The 17,253-nt window shown below is 74.6% G+C and carries 16 protein-coding genes and 1 riboswitch; of the genes, 8 read left to right on the top strand and 8 right to left on the bottom strand.

Going from position 1 to position 17,253, the window contains the following annotated elements:
* Positions 1-51: 51 nt before the first annotated feature.
* Both ribA and NLX85_RS24730 read left to right on the top strand, forming a co-directional pair.
* On the top strand, positions 52-687 hold the full coding sequence (ribA, locus tag NLX85_RS24735; protein WP_254338978.1) for a GTP cyclohydrolase II: 636 nt from the start codon (positions 52-54) through the stop codon (positions 685-687).
* Complete coding sequence (locus NLX85_RS24730; RefSeq protein ID WP_254338977.1) at positions 684-1,373, top strand: dihydrofolate reductase family protein; 690 nt, start codon at positions 684-686, stop codon at positions 1,371-1,373. The genes ribA and NLX85_RS24730 overlap by 4 nt, the downstream gene beginning before the upstream one ends.
* Before the next feature lie 55 nt (positions 1,374-1,428).
* Here NLX85_RS24730 and NLX85_RS24725 read toward each other — a convergent pair whose 3' ends face one another.
* The 6 genes from NLX85_RS24725 to NLX85_RS24705 form a co-directional block, all read right to left on the bottom strand.
* Positions 1,429-2,541 carry an aromatic acid exporter family protein gene (locus NLX85_RS24725; RefSeq protein ID WP_254338975.1) on the bottom strand — a complete coding sequence of 371 codons (1,113 nt, stop codon included), beginning with the start codon at positions 2,539-2,541 and terminating at the stop codon, positions 1,429-1,431.
* Positions 2,542-2,669: 128 nt separating this feature from the next.
* Positions 2,670-3,419, bottom strand: coding sequence for an amino acid ABC transporter ATP-binding protein (locus tag NLX85_RS24720; protein ID WP_254338973.1), 750 nt, complete (start codon positions 3,417-3,419; stop codon positions 2,670-2,672).
* Positions 3,416-4,195: an amino acid ABC transporter permease gene (locus NLX85_RS24715; RefSeq protein WP_254338971.1), complete on the bottom strand. Its 780-nt coding sequence runs from the start codon at positions 4,193-4,195 to the stop codon at positions 3,416-3,418. Before NLX85_RS24715 ends, NLX85_RS24720 begins: the two co-directional genes overlap by 4 nt.
* Positions 4,196-4,230: 35 nt before the next feature.
* Positions 4,231-5,088, bottom strand: coding sequence for an ABC transporter substrate-binding protein (locus tag NLX85_RS24710; protein ID WP_254338968.1), 858 nt, complete (start codon positions 5,086-5,088; stop codon positions 4,231-4,233).
* A gap of 102 nt (positions 5,089-5,190) precedes the next feature.
* Positions 5,191-5,322, bottom strand: coding sequence for a hypothetical protein (locus tag NLX85_RS33145; RefSeq protein WP_255509826.1), 132 nt, complete (start codon positions 5,320-5,322; stop codon positions 5,191-5,193).
* A gap of 32 nt (positions 5,323-5,354) precedes the next feature.
* A riboswitch (SAM riboswitch) is annotated at positions 5,355-5,465 on the bottom strand.
* Between the two features lie 68 nt (positions 5,466-5,533).
* Complete coding sequence (locus NLX85_RS24705; RefSeq protein ID WP_254338967.1) at positions 5,534-7,009, bottom strand: NAD(P)/FAD-dependent oxidoreductase; 1,476 nt, start codon at positions 7,007-7,009, stop codon at positions 5,534-5,536.
* A gap of 199 nt (positions 7,010-7,208) precedes the next feature.
* Between NLX85_RS24705 and NLX85_RS24700 the strand changes: the two genes are divergently transcribed.
* The 3 genes from NLX85_RS24700 to NLX85_RS24690 are packed head-to-tail and all read left to right on the top strand — an operon-like array spanning position 7,209 to position 10,799.
* On the top strand, positions 7,209-8,468 hold the full coding sequence (locus NLX85_RS24700; protein WP_254338965.1) for a hypothetical protein: 1,260 nt from the start codon (positions 7,209-7,211) through the stop codon (positions 8,466-8,468).
* Positions 8,469-8,508: 40 nt separating this feature from the next.
* Complete coding sequence (locus NLX85_RS24695) at positions 8,509-9,081, top strand: PadR family transcriptional regulator (RefSeq protein ID WP_254338963.1); 573 nt, start codon at positions 8,509-8,511, stop codon at positions 9,079-9,081.
* Entirely contained in the window at positions 9,078-10,799 is a 1,722-nt protein-coding gene (locus NLX85_RS24690) for an acyl-CoA dehydrogenase family protein (protein ID WP_254338961.1), read from the top strand. The genes NLX85_RS24695 and NLX85_RS24690 overlap by 4 nt, the downstream gene beginning before the upstream one ends.
* Before the next feature lie 51 nt (positions 10,800-10,850).
* Here the strand turns inward: NLX85_RS24690 and NLX85_RS24685 are convergent, their stop codons facing one another.
* The gene (locus NLX85_RS24685) at positions 10,851-13,394 is read right to left on the bottom strand and encodes a hypothetical protein (RefSeq protein WP_254338959.1); all 2,544 of its coding nucleotides are present in this window, start codon (positions 13,392-13,394) and stop codon (positions 10,851-10,853) included.
* Complete coding sequence (locus tag NLX85_RS24680; protein WP_254338958.1) at positions 13,391-14,725, bottom strand: SWIM zinc finger family protein; 1,335 nt, start codon at positions 14,723-14,725, stop codon at positions 13,391-13,393. The genes NLX85_RS24685 and NLX85_RS24680 overlap by 4 nt, the downstream gene beginning before the upstream one ends.
* A 200-nt stretch (positions 14,726-14,925) precedes the next feature.
* On the opposite strand from NLX85_RS24680, the gene NLX85_RS24675 reads away from it, so the two are divergent.
* Genes NLX85_RS24675 through NLX85_RS24665 form a run of 3 tightly spaced genes read left to right on the top strand, consistent with a single transcriptional unit; the run spans position 14,926 to position 17,250 of the window.
* On the top strand, positions 14,926-16,203 hold the full coding sequence (locus tag NLX85_RS24675; RefSeq protein ID WP_254338957.1) for a collagen binding domain-containing protein: 1,278 nt from the start codon (positions 14,926-14,928) through the stop codon (positions 16,201-16,203).
* A gap of 53 nt (positions 16,204-16,256) precedes the next feature.
* Positions 16,257-16,799, top strand: a complete 543-nt coding sequence (locus NLX85_RS24670) for a GNAT family N-acetyltransferase (RefSeq protein ID WP_254338956.1) — start codon at positions 16,257-16,259, stop codon at positions 16,797-16,799.
* A gap of 40 nt (positions 16,800-16,839) precedes the next feature.
* Positions 16,840-17,250, top strand: coding sequence for a type II toxin-antitoxin system Phd/YefM family antitoxin (locus tag NLX85_RS24665; protein ID WP_254338955.1), 411 nt, complete (start codon positions 16,840-16,842; stop codon positions 17,248-17,250).
* Positions 17,251-17,253 lie beyond the last annotated feature (3 nt).

Raw genomic sequence — 17,253 nt, 5'->3', positions numbered from 1 at the left:
TGCGAGGTGTGCGTTGCCGGCGCGTCCGGCAGCCCGGACTGAGGAGAAGCATTGGACGAAACACTGCCCACCGCGACGGTCCGAACGCAGGTCGCGGTCCCCCTGCGGTTCCCCGACGGGTACGTGACCACCGCCCGGGTGCACTCCTTCCACGGCCTGGTCGACGGCCGCGAGCACCTCGCCATCGGGCTCGGCGAGCGACGGGACCCGGAGGCCTCCCCACCGCTGGTCCGCCCGCACAGCGAGTGCCTGACCGGGGACGTCTTCGGCAGCCAGCGCTGCGACTGCGGCCCGCAACTGCGCGAGGCCGTCGAGCGGATCGCCGACGCCGGCGGCTACCTGCTCTACCTGCGCCAGGAGGGCCGGGGCATCGGCCTCTACGCCAAGCTCGACGCGTACGCCCTCCAGGACGGCGGGCTGGACACCTACGAGGCGAACGTGGCGCTGGGCCGGGGCGCCGACGAGCGCGACTACACGGTGGCCGCGCAGATGCTCGCGGCGCTGGGCGTGACCCGGGTGGCCCTGCTCAGCAACAACCCGGACAAGGCCGCCCAGCTGGAGCGGCTGGGCGTCACGGTGGTCGACCGGGTGCTCACGGGCGTGCACCTGTCCCCGGCCAACGCGGGCTACCTGGCCGCCAAGGTGACCCGCGCCGACCATGCCCTCGACCTGCCCTTCGTGCCGTGACCGGCCGGCCGTACGTGCTGCTCAGCTGCGCCATGTCGATCGACGGCTACATCGACGACGCCACGGCCGAGCGGCTGCTGCTGTCCAACGACGCCGACCTGGACCGGATCGACGCGGTCCGGGCCGCCGCCGACGCGATCATGGTGGGCGCCGCCACGGTCCGCCGCGACGACCCGCGGCTGCTGGTGCGCAGCGAGCGGCGGCGGGCCGAGCGGGTGGCCCTCGGCCTGCCCCCGTCCCCGGTGAAGGTCACCGTCACGGCCAGCGGCCACCTCGACCCGACCGCCCGCTTCTTCACCATGGGCGACGGGCCGAAGCTGGTCTACTGCCCGAGCGGCGTGGTGGAGAAGACCCGGGAGCAGGTGGGCGCGGTGGCCACCGTGGTCGACGCGGGCGACCCCGTCACCCCGCACGCGGTCCTCGCCGACCTGGCCGGGCGCGGCGTCGGCCGGCTCATGGTGGAGGGCGGCGGCACCGTGCACTGCCAGTTCCTCACCGCCGGTGTCGCCGACGAGCTGCACCTGGTGGTCGCGCCGTTCTTCGTGGGCGACCGCCGGGCGCCCCGGTTCGTCGGGGACGGCCGCTTCCCGTGGCACCCGGGCCGCCGCGCCCGGGTCGTCGAGGTACGCCAGATCGGCGACGTGGTCCTCACCCGCTACGCCCTGTCCGACCGCTGCGAGGTGTAGCGGCGCGCCCGGACCGGTGTGCCGCGACCCCGTCACCTCGGTGACGCGCGGCCGGTCAGGACGCCGGCGTCGGCAGCCCGAGCGCCTCATCGACGCGGTTGAGCACCGCCACGTCGTCGGTGCCGACACCGCGCAGCAGGTCGATGGCGGTGGACCGCACCTGCCCGACGATCATGACCACGGGCAGCGCCGGGTCGGACTCCAGCAGCCGCGCGCCGATCCGCACCGCGGCCAGGGCGGCCTCCTCCGCCCGTCCCGCGTGCCGGTCGGCGCCCTGGCCGGTCAGGTCGGTGGCCAGGGCCGCGCCGGCGGCGCGTACCGCCTCGGCGAGCGAGCGGATCGCCGCGCCCAGTTCCGGTGGGGCGGCCGTGTGCAGCCGGGTCAGCGTGACCGCGTTGCGGGCCAGCACCCGGATGTTGCGTACCGCGTAGTCGAGCTGCCGGGCGGTGGCCTCGACCTGGTCGAGCTGGCCGAGGTGCCGGCGGCGGCGGACCCGTAGGCGCAGGGTCTCGGCGCAGGCCCGCACCGCGGACCGCAGGCGTTCCACACAGCCGTCCACCTCCCGGGCCCGGTCCAGCGCCGCCTGGGCGGCCTCGGCGTCACAGCGGTCCAGCGCGGCGTTCACCCGGTCGAGCAGGTCGGCGAGGTCGGCGTATGTCCGGCGGGCCTCGGCGACCAGCGGCGCCAGCGGGTCCCGGGCCACCACGAGCTGGCTGGCGGCGAGGGCGACCGCCCCGCCGATCAGCGCGTCGACGAACCGGAACGGGGTGAACTCGCCCTTCGGCGCGGCGACCACCACCAGGTAGAGCGCGGAGACCGTGGTCTGGATGACCAGGGTGCTGCTCGCCCCGGCCGCCACCGTGACGCCGAGGGTGAGCAGCAGGACCAGGAGCATGGTCGCCGTGCCGGGGCCGAGGGCGTGCACCACCAGGTCGGCGACGAGCACCCCACCGGCCACCCCGAGCACCAGCTCGATGGTCTGCCGTACCCGCTGGCCCCGCGATTCGCCGAGCACGATCAGCGCCGCGCTCGGCGCGAAGAACGGGTCCGGGTGGCCGATCAGCCGCGCGGCGATCAACCAGGCCACGGTGGCGGCGAGCGCGGCCTCCACCACCGGCACCCACGCCTGTCGCAGCCGCCCCACGGCGGCCTTCCACCAGTCGCGCACCGGCGCGGTCCTCCCTCTCACGGACCGGCGCACCCACGGAATCTCCGTCCGGCCGTAGGGGCTCCTACCCCCGAAGTTGATCGTCGTAACCGGACCGTCCACGTCGGCGACGATCTCGCCCGATCGGGTCAGAGCACCTGGGACAGGAAGCGGCGCAGTCGCGGGTGCTCCGGCGCCTCGAACACGGCGGACGGCGGGCCGGCCTCCAGCACGACGCCGGCGTCCATGAAGGCCACCGTGTCGGCCACCTCGCGGGCGAAGCCCATCTCGTGGGTGACCACCACCATGGTCATGCCGGCGGACGCGAGGTCGGCCATCACCCCGAGCACCCCCTTGACCAGCTCGGGGTCGAGCGCCGAGGTGGCCTCGTCGAAGAGCATCACCTGCGGCCGCAGCGCGAGGGCACGGGCGATGGCCACGCGCTGCTGCTGGCCGCCGGAGAGCTGCGCCGGCCGGACGTCGGCCTTGTGAGCCAGCCCGACCAGGTCGAGCTGGGTCCGGGCGACCTGCACGGCCTCGTCCTCGGGGAGCTTCTTGAGCTTGCGCAGCGCGAGGGTGAGGTTGCGCAGCACGGTCATGTGCGGGAAGAGGTTGAACTGCTGGAACACCATGCCGATCCGCTGGCGCAGCGCGTCCGGGTCGTCGCCCAGCACGCTGCGCCCGTCCAGCAGCACGTCGCCCCGGTCCGGCTCGATGAGCCGGTTGATCGTCCGCAGCAGCGTCGACTTGCCGGACCCGGACGGGCCGATCACGCAGGCCGTCCCGCCCCGGGCCACCTCCAGGTCGGCGCCGCGCAGCACCTGGTGGCGCCCGAAGGCCAGGTGCACGTCCCGCACGGCCAGGCTCACCGAGGTGGCGGTGGTGGTGGCGGTGCTCATCGGGGGTCCTTTCCGGCCGGCGCCGGCGCGCCGGCGGGGTCGAGTTCGACGTCCAGGTCGGGGGCGGCCACCGCCCGGCCCTGCCGCAGCCGCCGGTCGATCCAGTTGACCGCGTGGGTCAGCGGCACGGTCAGCACCAGGTAGAACAGGCCCGCCAGCAGCAGCGCGGACTCGTTGCCCGTGGTGGCCGCGTAGTCCTGGCCGATCCGGAACAGCTCCCGCTGGCTGGCCACCAGGCCGAGGAAGTAGACCAGGCTGGAGTCCTTGATCAGCGCGATGAGCTGGTTGACCCAGGCCGGCAGCACCCGGCGTACGCCCTGCGGGACGATGACCAGGCGCATGGCCTCGCCCCAGGAGAAGCCGAGGGCCCGGGCCCCCTCCAGCTGGGCGGCCTCCACGCTCTGGATGCCGGCGCGGAAGATCTCGCCGATGTAGGCGGCCGCGATCAGCGACAGCGCCAGCACGCCGAGCGGGTAGGGGTTCGGGCCCCACACCTGCATGCCCAGCGGCGCCAGGCCGACGCCGATGAGCAGGATGGTCGCCGCCGCCGGCAGGCCGCGGAACACGTCGGTGTAGACCCGGGCCGGCCACCGCAACCATCGGGTACGCGAGATGCCCGCGACGGCCAGCAGCATGCCCAGCACCGAGCCGAGCAGGGCGGCGGAGACCGCCAGGATCAGCGTGTTGGGCAGCCCGACGGTCAGCATCTCGGGCAGCGCCTCGCGCATGGAGTCCCAGTCGAAGAAGGTCTCCCACAGGGTGCTCAGTGGATCCATGTCTCCGTCCGCCCCGCTCGAATCGATCGTTCCGGTCAGGACGCCGCCGACGGCGACGGCACGGCGACCGTGCCGCTGCCCGGCTTGAAGTCGGCCGGGATCGGCCGGCCCGGGTAGTACTGCGCCTGGAGCCTGCTCCAGGTGCCGTCGGCGATCACCTCGTCGAGGGCCTTGTTCAGCGCCTCGCGGAGCTTGTCGTTGCCCTTGGCCACCGCGTACGCGGTCGGGGCGGGGCTGAGCTGCTTCGCGGCCACCGTGATCTTGCCGTTGCTGTCGGCGGCGGACTTGTCGCCGATCTCGGCCGGGGCGATCCAGGCGTCGGCCGTGCCGGCCTTGAGCTGGTTGACCGCGCCGTTGTAGTCGGGCACCCGGACCGGGTTCAGGTTCTCCCGGGTGGCGTAGTCGTCCTGCACGGTGCCCTGCACGACGACGACCCGCTTGCCGGCGAGCTGGTCGAAGCCGGTGATCGGGGAGCCGGCCGGCACGTCGAGGCCGAAGTAGCCGAAGTCGTAGCCGTTGCCGAAGTCGACGGTCTTCTTCCGGGCCTCGGTGATGGTGATGGAGGAGCTGCCCACGTCGAACTTGTGGTTGTTGACCTGGGCGAGCAGGGCGGAGAAGTCGGTGCCCACGAACTCCACCTTCAGGCCGGCCTTCCCGGCGACCGCGGTGAGCAGGTCGTTGTCGAAGCCGGTGAACCTGCCGTCCTTCAGGTACACGTTCGGCGGCGCGTCGGTGAGCGTGCCGGCCCGCAGCACGCCGGCCTGGAGCAGGCCGTACGGGTTGGCGGCCTCGCTGGTGGCGCCGTCGTCGCCGCAGGCGGTGAGGGCGGTGGCGGCGAGCACGGCGGCGGCGCCGAGCGCTGCGGCGCGGGTCAGGGCGGAACGGATTCGCACAGGTGTCTCCAGGGTCTCAGGCGGCATGGGCGCAGGCCGCCGACGGCGCGCCCGGGGCGGGCGAGCCGGAAAGGGATGGTGCGGAAGGTGGGGGAGTGGCGCTCAGCGCGCGTCGGCGCGGCGACAGGCGTCGCTGCACACCCGCATCAGGTCGACGTGCCGCCGCTTGACCAGCGCGAACCGCGCCGGATAGGCGATGCCGTCGGCGGGCGGGGTGCGGAGCTGAGCAGACATGGTTCCCTCTGGTCGGTGATGACCTGGGTACCAGGCCACGCTTGCACCGGCGGCTGCCGGTGCCTGGTCCTCACCCGGGGCACCCCACCGCGGAGGAGGGTTGCCGGCCAGCGAGCCGGGGCTTGACGCTGGCGCTCATGACCTGCCGAGAAGGCTAGCAGCAGGCCCGCCCCGGCCGTCCAGCCGTTATGACCACCCTCACGCGCGCGCCTTACCGCCGCGCGGGCATGACCGGGGCGTCCCGGCCGGTGCCGTGCCGCGACGGCGTCCGCTGCTCGTGGTAGTCCTGCTCGACGTTGACCGTCCAGACGTCGTGGCCGGCGTCGTGAACGATGTTCTCTGCGGCCAGCATGGCCGTGAGCATCGAGTGGTCGGCGTTGTTGTAGCGGTGCATCCCGTTGCGCCCCACCGGGTGCACGTTCGGCACCTCCCGGGCCAGCCAGCCGCGGATCACGTCCACGTTGTGCTGGTAGCGCTCGTCGTAGACCGGGTACGCCTTCGGCATCCGGACCACGTAGCCGGTCTCCACGCAGCCGGGCCGGACCAGGCCCAGCCGCTCCAGCTCGGCGGTGGCGAAGGCGACCAGGTCCGCGTCCGGGGTCCGCCACATCTCGTCGTCCTCGAACACGAAGTACTCCAGGCCCAGGCAGGTCCGCCCGTCCTTGACCAGGTACGGCGACCAGGAGCCGAAGTTCTGGATCCGGCCCACCTTGGCGGCCGGGTCGTGCACGTAGATCCAGTTGTCCGGGAAGGAGAACTCCTCGGGCACCACCAGCGCGACGGTCAGGAAGTCCCGGTAGCGCAGGTCGTCGGCGGCGGCCCGGACCTCCGGCGGGGCCTCCGGCCGCATGGCCCGCACCAGCGCGGAGATCGGCATCGAGGAGATCACGTGGTCGGCCAATTCGGTGCGCTCGTCCCCGGCGTCGATCACCGTGACGGCGGTGGCCCGCCGCCGCGCCGGGTCCCGGTGCACCTCGGTCACCCAGGTGTTGGTGCGGACCGTGCCGCCCCGCTTCTCGACCTCCTCGGTGCAGCGCTCCCACATCATCCCGGGGCCGTGCTTCGGGTACTGGAACTCCTCGATGAGGCTTGTCACGTCCTTGCGGTTGCGCCGGGGCAGCAGCGCGTTGAGCACCGCGGTGGAGAGCGACAGGTTCTTGATCCGCTGGGCGGCCCAGTCGGCCTGCAACTGGTCGGCCGGCATCCCCCAGACCTTCTCGGTGTACGTCTTGAAGAAGATCGAGTAGAGCCGCCAGCCGAACCGGGCCGACACCCAGCCCTCGAAGTGCGACTGGTCCTTCGGCGGGCGCAGCCGGGCCCGCCCGTACGAGCCGACGCAGCGCAGCGCCTCCCGCAGGCCGAGGTTGCGCAGCGCGTTGCTCGCGTTGAGCGGGTAGTCGTAGAGCGCGCCGCGGTAGTAGATCCGGCTCATCCGGGGCCGGAGCAGGAAGTCCTCGTCGGGCAGGATCTCGTGCCAGAAGTCCTCCACCCGGGAGACCTTGGTGAAGAACCGGTGCCCGCCGATGTCGAACCGCCAGCCGTCCCGCTCCACCGTGCGGCTGATCCCGCCGACCACGTCGTCGGCCTCGTAGACGCGGACCGGCTCGCCGTGGCGCAGCAGCTCGTACGCGGCGGTCAGCCCCGCGGGCCCCGCCCCGATGATCACGGTCCCGTTGCCGTCACCCATGCCGTCCGCGCCCCCCGCCGCCAGCCTGCCGATGCGGCAGCGCCCTTACCCGTCCTGCCGCCCGACTCACCTGCGCCCGCGATCCGCGACGCCCGGGTCACCCGTTCGGGGTCCGGCGGGTGTGAACCGGGGCGGAACGGGGATGCGGGGCCGGTTTCCCGGTCCGGGGGTCGGTCGCGGGGCGACCGGTGGGAGCGGGATGGCGGACGAGCGGCGGGCCGGGACGGCGGACGTACCCGGCCCCGACCTGCGGCCCAGCGCACGCGCCCGGCTGGCGTCGGCGGGCCGGCGGCTGGCCGCGCGGATCCCCGCGCCCTGGGGCTTCGTGCTCGCCGTCTTCGTCGGTTCCAAGATCGTGCTCAGCCTGGTCGGCGTGCTGGTGCTGACCGCCTGGGACGGGGTGCCCGGCGCGCCGCCCGCCGACGAGACGATGATGCGGCTCCAGCAGGACCGGATCTCGTCGCACCGCTGGGTCTCGCTCTGGTTCGCCTGGGACTCGTTCCTCTACGACCACCTGGCCCGGCTGCCGCTGGACCGGCCGTGGAAGGACTTCGGCTTCCCGCTGCTCTACCCGTTCCTGGCGCGGCCCGTCGCGCCGCTGCTCGGCGGGCACACCGCCTGGGCGCTGCTGCTGGTCGCCAACGTGGCGCTGCTGTTCCAACTGTGGTTCGCGTACCGGCTGGGGGCCCGGCTGCTCGGCGACGAGGACCCGGGCGACGGGCGGCGGGCCGTGCGGTACCTGCTGCTCCTGCCGACCGCGTTCCTGTTCCAGGCCGCGCTGACCGAGTCGCTCTTCGTCTGCCTCGCCCTGGCCGCGTTCTGGTACGCCGAGCAGCGCCGCTGGCTGGTGGTCGGGATCGTCGGCTACTTCCTGGCGATGAGCCGCTCGGTCGGCTTCGTGGTGGTGATCCCGCTGGCCCTCGTGCTGCTGCGGCAGCACGGCTGGCGCCTGAATCCGGGCAGCCTGCCGCGCTACGTGCGGGAGGGCTGGCCGCTGCTGCTGGTGCCGGCCGGCTGGCTGACCTTCATGGCGTTCTGTCGCTGGCAGAGCGGCGACTGGTTCGCCTACCAGCACGCCCAGGAGAAGGGCTGGGGGATCAAGGTGCAGAACCCGCTCGGGGTGGCCGGGTCGGCGCTAGTCGGCGACAACTCGGCAAACGCGCTGCGGGTCTGGATCGCCGTGGCGATGCTGGCCGTGGCGGCCGTCGGCCTGCGCCGGCGGGCCGACTGGCCGTACCTGGCCTACACGGTGATCGTGGTGCTGGTGCCGCTGTCGATGGGCCCGCCGGTGTACAAGAGCCTCCTGCGCTACCTGCTGGCCGCGTTCCCGGTGGCGCTGGTGCTCGCCCGCTGGGCCCGCCGGCCCGGCCTCGACGGCTGGCTCACCGCCGGGCTGGCGCTGATCCAGGGCGCGCTGTTCGCGGTGTGGCTCACCTACTGGACCCACCTCATCATCTGAGCCCTTGCTATGCAACTCGTTGCATAGCAGGATGGCCGGCATGTCGCTGGAGCACGCCATCCTCGTCTCGCTCCTGGAGCAGCCCGCGTCCGGCTACGAGCTGGCCCGGCGCTTCGACCGCTCGATCGGCCGCTTCTGGACCGCCACCCACCAGCAGATCTACCGGGTGCTCAAGCGGATGGAGAGCGACCGCTGGCTCACCGCCGAGGAGATCGGCCAGGAGGGCCTGCCGGACAAGAAGGTCTGGTCGGTCACCCCCGCCGGGCGCTCCGCCCTGGTCACCTGGCTGCGCGCACCCGTGCAGCCCGAGGCGGTCCGGCACGAGCTGGCCGTCAAGATCCGCGGCGCCGCGTTCGACGACGCGGCCGGCCGGGCCGCCCTGGTCGCCGAGGTCGAGCGCTACCGCGCCGACCACGAGGCCACCCTCGCCGGCTACCTGGCCGGCGAGCGCCGCGACTTCCCCGACCCCGCCGACCGGGACGCCCGCGCGGCGCTCCAGCACGTCGTGCTGCGGGGCGGCATCGCGTACGAGCGGATGGTGCTGGCCTGGCTCGACGACGTCCTCGACACCCTCCGCGACCTCGACCCCTCCGCAGAAAGGCGACCGGCGTGACCGACCCGCTGCTGTTCCACCCCCACCGCTACGACCCCGCCCACCTCGACGAGACCTCCCGGCTGCTGCTGCGCGCCACCATCGACTGGTTCGAGTCCCGCGGCAAGCAGGCCCTCGTGGACAGCTACAACCACCACGAGTGGTACGTCGACTTCCTGGCCTTCGCCGCCAAGGAGGGGCTCTTCGCCACCTTCCTCACCCCGGCCGCCGACGCCGGCGACGACCCGGACAAGCGCTGGGACACGGCCCGCAACGCCGCCCTCAGCGAGATCCTCGGCTTCTACGGCCTCGGCTACTGGTACACCTGGCAGGTCACCGTGCTCGGCCTCGGTCCGGTCTGGCAGAGCGGCAACACCGCCGCCCGGGCCCGCGCCGCCGCGCTGCTCGACGAGGGCCACGTGATGGCGTTCGGCCTCTCCGAGCGGCCGCACGGCGCCGACATCTACTCCACCGACCTGCTGCTCACCCCCGACGCCGACGGCGGCTTCCGGGCCACCGGCGGCAAGTACTACATCGGCAACGGCAACGTCGCCGGGCTGGTCTCCGTCTTCGGCCGCCGCGCCGACGTCGAGGGCCCCGAGGGGTACGTCTTCTTCGCCGCCGACAGCCGGCACCCGGCGTACCGGCTGGTCCGCAACGTGGTCAACGCGCAGATGTACGTCAGCGAGTTCCGCCTGGAGGACTACCCGGTGCGCGCCGAGGACGTGCTGCACACCGGCCCGGCCGCCTTCGACGCCGCGCTCAACACCGTCAACGTCGGCAAGTTCAACCTCTGCACCGCCTCCATCGGCATCTGCGAGCACGCCATGTACGAGGCGGTCACCCACGCCCACCAGCGGATCCTCTACGGACGGCGGGTCACCGACTTCCCGCACGTGCGCCGCGAGCTGACCGACGCGTACGCCCGCCTGGTGGCCATGAAGCTGTTCAGCGACCGGGCGGTGGACTACTTCCGCTCGGCCGGCCCGGACGACCGGCGGTACCTGCTGTTCAACCCGATGACCAAGATGAAGGTCACCACCGAGGGTGAGAAGGTCATCGACCTGCTCTGGGACGTGATCGCCGCCAAGGGCTTCGAGGCCGACACCTACTTCGACAAGGCCGCCAAGGACATCCGCGGCCTGCCGAAGCTGGAGGGCACGGTGCACGTCAACCTGGCGCTGATCCTCAAGTTCATGCCCAACTACCTGTTCCGGCCGGCCGAGCACCCGCCCGTGCCGACCCGGCAGGACCCGGCCGACGACGAGTTCCTGTTCGCGCAGGGGCCGGCCCGCGGTCTCGGCGCGATCCGTTTCCACGACTGGCGCGCCGCCTACGACGCGCACGCCCACCTGCCCAACGTGGCCCGGTTCCGCGAGCAGGCCGACGGGCTGACCGCCCTGCTCGCCGCGCACGCCCCGGACGAGGCCCAGCAGCGGGACCTGGACTTCCTGCTCACCGTCGGCCAGCTCTTCGCCCTGGTCGTCTACGGCCAGCTGATCCTGGAGCAGGCCGAGCTGACCGGTCTCGACGCCGACCTGCTGGACGAGATCTTCGACCTGCTGGTCCGGGACTTCTCCGCGTACGCCACCGAACTGCACGGCAAGGCGGCCACCACCGAGGAGCAGGCCGCCTGGGCGCTCGCCCACCTCCGGCGGCCGGTCGTCGACGCCGACCGCACCGACCGCGTGTGGCAGCGGGTGGTCGCCCTCGCCGGCGCGTACGAGATGCACCCCTGACCGGATCGGAAGGGCCGGCCCGCCTCGGGGCCGGCCCGATCCACCGCCCCGTCAGGGCAGTGCGGCGGCGAGCCGGCGGGCCTCGGTCACGAGGCGGCTGCCACCGCCCCGGGCCACCATCTCGGCCAGGCCCGGCACCGCGATCGGCACGCCGGTCGCCCGGGCCGTCTCGGCGGCGAGGGTGAGCAGGTCGGGGGTCCCGCGGGGCGGCGCCGGCGCGGCCAGCAGCGCCGGGAGGGCCCCGGCGAGCAGGCGCCAGATGCTCAGCGGGGCGCCGGCCGCGACCGCGTCCCGCAGCGGGGTCGCCGCCCGGGCCAGCGTCACCTGGCCGTCCGCGGCGAGCGCGCCCAGGTGCGCGCCCACGGCCGGCGCATCCAGGTCGCCGGCGGCCGCCAGCGCCAGCAGGGCGTCGAGCGCGGCGACCCGGTCCACCTCGTGGCGGGCGCACAGCCCGTAGGCCAGCGCCAGGTCGAGCGCCGGACCACCCGGGCCGGCGCACTCGGCCAGTACCGGCAGGACCGTTGCGGCCTCCCGGACGTCCTCCTGCGCGGCCCCGGCGATCCCCGGCAGCAGGTGCGCGGCGACCATGCCCCGGTGCCCCGGCAGCAGCGCCGGCCACAGGTCGGTCCAGGCCCCGTGCCCGCGGCCGACCGGCTGCGCCGGCACGGTGAGCAGCCCGAGCGGGTCCGCCGCACCCTCGGGCGGGGCACTCGCCACGACGGTGCGCCGAACGGGCAACCGGTCGTAGCCGTAGTCGTAGCCGCCTACCCGGTCCCGCCGGCCGACCGTCTCCACCCGCTGGACGGGCGTGGGCAGGGCGTCTCCGCGCAGCCAGCCGGCGAGCTCGTCGCCGGCGGTCGTGCCGAGCGCCGCCGCCTTCGCCGCGAGCGCCTCGTCCACGCCGGCGGGCAGCCGCAGCAGCGCCTGCGCCAGGTCCCACCGCCACACCGGACGGTCGCCGAGGGCGGCCAGCCGCTCGTAGAGCGCGGTCGGGTCGACGGCGCCGCTGGCCGAGGTCGGCGCGGCCAGCAGCCCCGGGTCGTCCCGCCCGTCCAGCCGCTGCCCGATCTCGGCGAGCCGGGAGCAGTAGACCAGCGTGAGGGCGGGCCGGCGGGGTGGCTCGACGGCTCGCCGACGCCAGAACGGGCGCAGCTTGCGGGTCAGCGACTCGCTGAGGATCGCGGCCCACTGGTCCCGGCGGGTGGCCGCCTCGTCGGCCGCGGCGGCGGCCAGCAGGACCCCGTGCAGCTGGACCGGCACGTTGAACGTCGCCCACGGGTGGTCGTAGGCGCCGACCTGGTGGCGGCGCAACACCGGCGACAGGGCCGCCTGGAGCCGCTCCCGCTCGGTGCTGGCCAACCGGACCAGGCCGTCGAGAACCCGCTCGAGCGCCGACGCCGGCCAACCCCGGCCGACCAGCGCCGACACCTCCTCGACCAGCTCGTCGACCTCGGTGATCGGGGGCGGGGCTTCGGCCGCCGGCATCGGGGGTGGCAGGTCGTCGCCGACCACCGCGACGGCGGCGGACCGGACGGGCCGGTGCCCGTGGCGTTCCGCCAGCGCCACCGCGCGGTCCCGGAGGTCCGCCGACGGGTGGTCGGCCCCCGCCGCGAGGACCGCCGCGATCTCCGCCGCCCGGTCCGGGCGCTGCCGGGCCAGCGCGTCCAGCCAGGACAGCTGTGCCCGCACCAGGCCCTTCTCGGGCCGGGTCAGCACCGCCCGCGCGGCGTCCGCCAGGGCCTCCAGCTCCACGGCGTCGCCGAGCCCGCGCAGCGCCCGCTGCGCCGTCGTGGCGACCGGGCCGGGCGCGTCGGCGAGCAACCTCAGGTACGCGCCCGCTCGCGCCGCGACCTCGTCCGGCGTCGGTGCCAGCAGGTCGTGCAGGGCGAGGAACGGACGCAGGGCGGCCGGCCGGTCCCCGCGCAGCAGCCGCCCGAGGACCCCGTCCAGCAGGGCTGCCCGGTCGACCCGGCCCTCCGCCGCGAGCGCGACCAGCGCCCGGGCCACCGCCTGCCCGTCACCGCCGACGGACAGGTCGGCGCCGACCCCGTCCACCTCGAAGAGCCGGGGCAGCAACGTGTCCAGGAACGGATCCTCGCGCAGCCGGTCGAGCAGCGGCTGCTGCTGCCGGCCGTGCAGCGGCTGCCACCACATCGCGTTGGCCCAGCCGGCGACGAACGCGTCCCCGGTCGGGGGCGGCGCCTGCTCCGCCCGCAGCAGCGCCGCCGTGAAGTGCCAGCCCTCCCACGGCTCGCGGCGGCGCATCCGCTCGGCGAGCCGGTACGCCAGGTCGGCCAGCCAGGTCACGCCACGCTGCCGCGCCGCGGCGACCACCGGCTCCGGGTCGGCGTCCCGCAGCCACACCGACCGTCGGCCGAGCAGCGCTGCGGCCTTGGTCGCGGTGCTCTGCGTGCCGACCGCGGCCACCGCCAGCGCGGTCGCCTCCTTCCCCCACCACCAGTTGTCGCGCCGCCGCCGGACATGGGCGACCAGTTCCTCGCCGAGCGCCCGGCGGGCCGGCTCGTCGAGCGCGTGCAGCACCGACCGGACGGCGGGCACGTCGCCCCGGACCAGGGACTCGAAGAAGTCGGTCACGCCCCCACCTCCACCGGCGCCGCGACCATCGACACGGCCAGGGCGTGCTTGCACGGCCCGCGCTCCCCGCGGTGCCGTGCCCACCAGCGGCAGGTACAGGCGTAGCCGCCATCGGGAAGCCGGCGCACCCGGTAGGCCTCCTCGTCGCTGCGGACCGTGGCGTGCTCGCCCTCGCGGACGACGGCGCCCCGCTCGACCAGCACCCGGGCACCGACCAGGCGGGGATTGTCCCGCTCGGCCCGGCCCGCGTCGTAGGGCATGACGCGGTGGAAGTATCCGGCGTCCGCCACGTCGTAGCCGACCCGCCCGGCGGTGCCGAGCTGGGCCAGCGCCGCGCGGACCCGGTCGTCGGGCAGTGCCGCCGCGTCGGCGAGGGCGGCGACGTCGATCGTCGGGTCCCAGGAGAGCAGTGTCGCGACCAGTTCGGCGTCGTCGACCACCTCGTCACCGGCGAGCGCGAGCAGTGCCGCCCCCTCACCGGAGAAGCCCCGGTAGGGCTCGGGGGAGAGGGTCAGCGACAACCGCAGCGCGCCGGTGTCGAGTTCCCAGGTGCTCGGCACGGCCGGCGAGCCGGGCCGCACGGCCGGCCCGTAGACCCGCAGGACCCGCGCGTGCCGGAGCACTCCGCGCAGCGCCGCGAGCCGGCCCGCGCCCGCCAGGCAGACGGCGCCCGGGACGGGCCGCGAGGTGAGCCGGAGCGTCCGCCCGGCGGGCACCGCCCAGAGCACCGAGCGGTCGGCGCCGCCGGGCAGTCGGCGCAGGAAGGCGGCGGCCTCCGCGGCCGGAATCTCCGCGCGCGGCTCGAACCCCGCGGTGAGCACCTGCACCTCCGCGAAGCCGCGCAGCCAGCGACCCGGCAGCGGGACCTTCTTCTCCACCACCGCGCCGTCCATGGTGGAGACGGTCAGGTCGTCCGGGCCCACGGCGGCGTGCAGCGGTTCGAGCCCGCCGACCCGGGCCAGCGCCTCGCGCAACGGCGGGTTCACATCCACGTTGGTGGTGCCGTGCCCGGCGATCTCGCCGTCGAAGCCGGCCGGCAGCACGTCCATGCGGGCGTACACCCCGCAGCAGCCGGAGAAGGACTCGAAGCGCAGCCGGTCGCGGCTGCCGGTCACCACCGGGTCCAGGCTGGCCGGGCTGACCGGCTGGTGATAGCGGGTGCGGGCCACCTCGGCGACGGCCAGCAGGCCGGCGGCCGTGGCCGCGGGGGTGGTGAGGAACCCGGAGAAGAACCGCGGGTTGGCCGCCGGGCCGCCGCAGGTCTGGAGGTCGAGACCGGCGGCGCCCAGCGCGGACGGCTGGAGGTATCGGTACGTCTGGACGGCGTTCACGGCGCACACGGTAGAGAGACCGACCGACAACCCGGTCCGGGGAGTGGATCGCAGCGTCCCGAAGGACGGAAATGTCACGGCCCACCACAGGCAATTGTCGACAGACAACAATTCCTCTCCGCCTCCCCGGCCCGGCCGGCGGATCCGCCCTAGCGTTCGGCTGCCACCACCCGCGACCGCGGTGCGGAAGGGGAAGAGGGATGCGCCCGATCGTCCGGCGGCTCTGCGCCGTCACACTCACCGTCCTGCTCACCGCCCTGGCCACGTTCCCGGCGACCCCGGCGTCCGCCGCGGCGGCGTCCATCACCGGCCACGTCCTCGACGCGCAGATCGGCGGGGCGCCCGCGAACGGCGCCTGCGTCTACGCGTGGGAGGCCAACGGCGGCGGCATCATCGCCGGGACGTGCGTGGACCTGCAGACCGGCGCCTTCACCCTCGACGGCCTGGAATCCGGGGTGGGCTACCGGATCGAGGTCAGCCCGGGTGGTGACCTGTACCCGGCGCAGACGTGGCTACCCGGGGCCGCGACCAGCAGCGACGCGGTGCCGGTGGTCGCGCCCGCCGTCCTCGACGTCGCGCTGCCCCGTGCCGGCACGCTGACCGGCACGCTCACCCGCTCCGACGGCACCCCGGCCGCCGGCCTGAACGTGCTCGTCTGGCTGGCGAACCGGGAGGAGGCGTTCGGGCGGTCCACCACCACCGCCGAGGACGGCAGCTGGATGATCGGCGGGCTCTACCCGACCTCGTACAAGGTCTCCTTCGACTGCTGCTGGCCGGCCTGGGCGTACGGCGCCACCGACTGGGCCGGCGCGGCCGTCATCGACGTCGACGCGGGCGCGACGGTCCGGGTGGACGACACCTACTGGCTGCCGGCCACGCTCAGCGGGCGGATCACCGACGCCGCCACCGGGCAGCCGATCGAGGGCGCCTGCATCGAGCTGCGCAACGTCGATCCCGCCGGCGGCGGCGGGTACAGCGGCGGCTGCACCGACGCGACCGGCTCCTACCTGGCCGAGTACGTCGTGCCCGGCCAGTTCCGGGTGATCTTCTACGACCCGCAGGGCCGGTACGCCGTGGCGTACCACGGCGGCGACGACCTGGCCTCGGCGACCGTGGTGACCATCCCGCGGGGCGGCCGGGTCACCGGGGTGGACGGCGGCATGTCGCTCGGCGCCACGATCACCGGTCGGGTCGTCGACTCGCGTACCCGGCAGCCGGTGCAGTGGGTCTGCCCGCTCGCGTTCGCCGGCCGGGACGGCGACACCGTGCCGTACCAGCAGCAGCAGTGCTCCGACGCCGACGGCCGGTGGCGGCTGTCCGCCCTGCCCGCCCGACCCACCACCGTCCGCCTCGACGGCGGCGACCGGTACGGCGTGGTGTGGCTCTACCGCGCGGAGACCCGGGCCGGGGCGACGGTGTTCCAGCCGCGGCCCGGGGAAACCATCACCGCCCGGGAGGTCCGGCTCGTGGCCCGGTGACGGGCGGCCGCAATCCCGGTGCGCCGCGGGCATGATCGCACTAGGTTGCGGGGATGTTCGCACTTCCCCTGACCGACGACGCCGAGCTGCGGCCGCTGATGCCGTGGCACGCCGACGAGTTCCTCGCCAACCTCGACCGGTGCCGGGAGCACATCGCCCCCTGGGTCGGCGCGTCCTTCGTGGCCACCGACGCCGGGTCCGCCCGCCGGGTCCTGCAGAACTACGCCGACCGGTGGGCCCGCGACGACGGCGGGATCTGGGGCATCTGGCAGCGCGGCACCCTGGTCGGCGGCGTGCTCTTCGTCTCGCTCAGCACCACCACCGGGGTCTGCGAGGCCGGATGCTGGCTGGAGGCGGGCGCCGAGGGGCAGGGCCTGGTCACCCGCGCGGCCCGCGTGATCATCGACTGGGCGGTCCGGGAACGCGGCATCCACCGTGTCGAGTGGGTCACCAAGGCCGGCAACGAGCGCAGCATCGCGGTCGCCCGGCGGCTCGGCATGAGCCGCGACGGGGTCCTGCGCGGGGCCGCCCCCACGCCGGAGGGCCGGGCCGACATGGAGGTCTGGTCGGTGCTGGCGCCGGAGTGGACGGCCTGACCGCGGGGGTTTTGTCGTACCCGGACGTCAACATGTGTCCATGGCTGTCCCCGCACTGGCCGACCGGTCCCCCCAGCCGCGCGCCCTGCCGCTGCGCGAGGTCCGCACCCGGCTCACCCAGCTCGTCTCCCTCGCCGAGCTGACCGACACCGTCACCGTCGTCACCCGCGACGGCGATCCGCGCCCGGTCGCCGCGATCGTGCCCGCCGCGGCGGCGCGCACCGCGGCGCAGGCCCGCGCCGACGCCGACCGGATCGCCGCGATCAGCGCCGGCTGGTCCCGGCGGCTGGAGGAGCTGCACCGGCAGAGCAGCCGGCGGCACGCCGCCGAGCTGCGCGCGCTCACCGACGCCCTCGCGGAGGCCTGGGCCGAGCTGGACCGCCGCGCGCCGGCCGGTGACGCGGCGCTCGCCCGGCTCCGCGCCGCCCACGCCGACCTGCTGCGCGGCTGACCG

The organism is Micromonospora sp. A3M-1-15 (genome assembly GCF_024213425.1).
GTDB lineage: Bacteria > Actinomycetota > Actinomycetes > Mycobacteriales > Micromonosporaceae > Micromonospora > Micromonospora chersina.
This window is presented reverse-complemented; position numbering and strand designations above follow the sequence as displayed.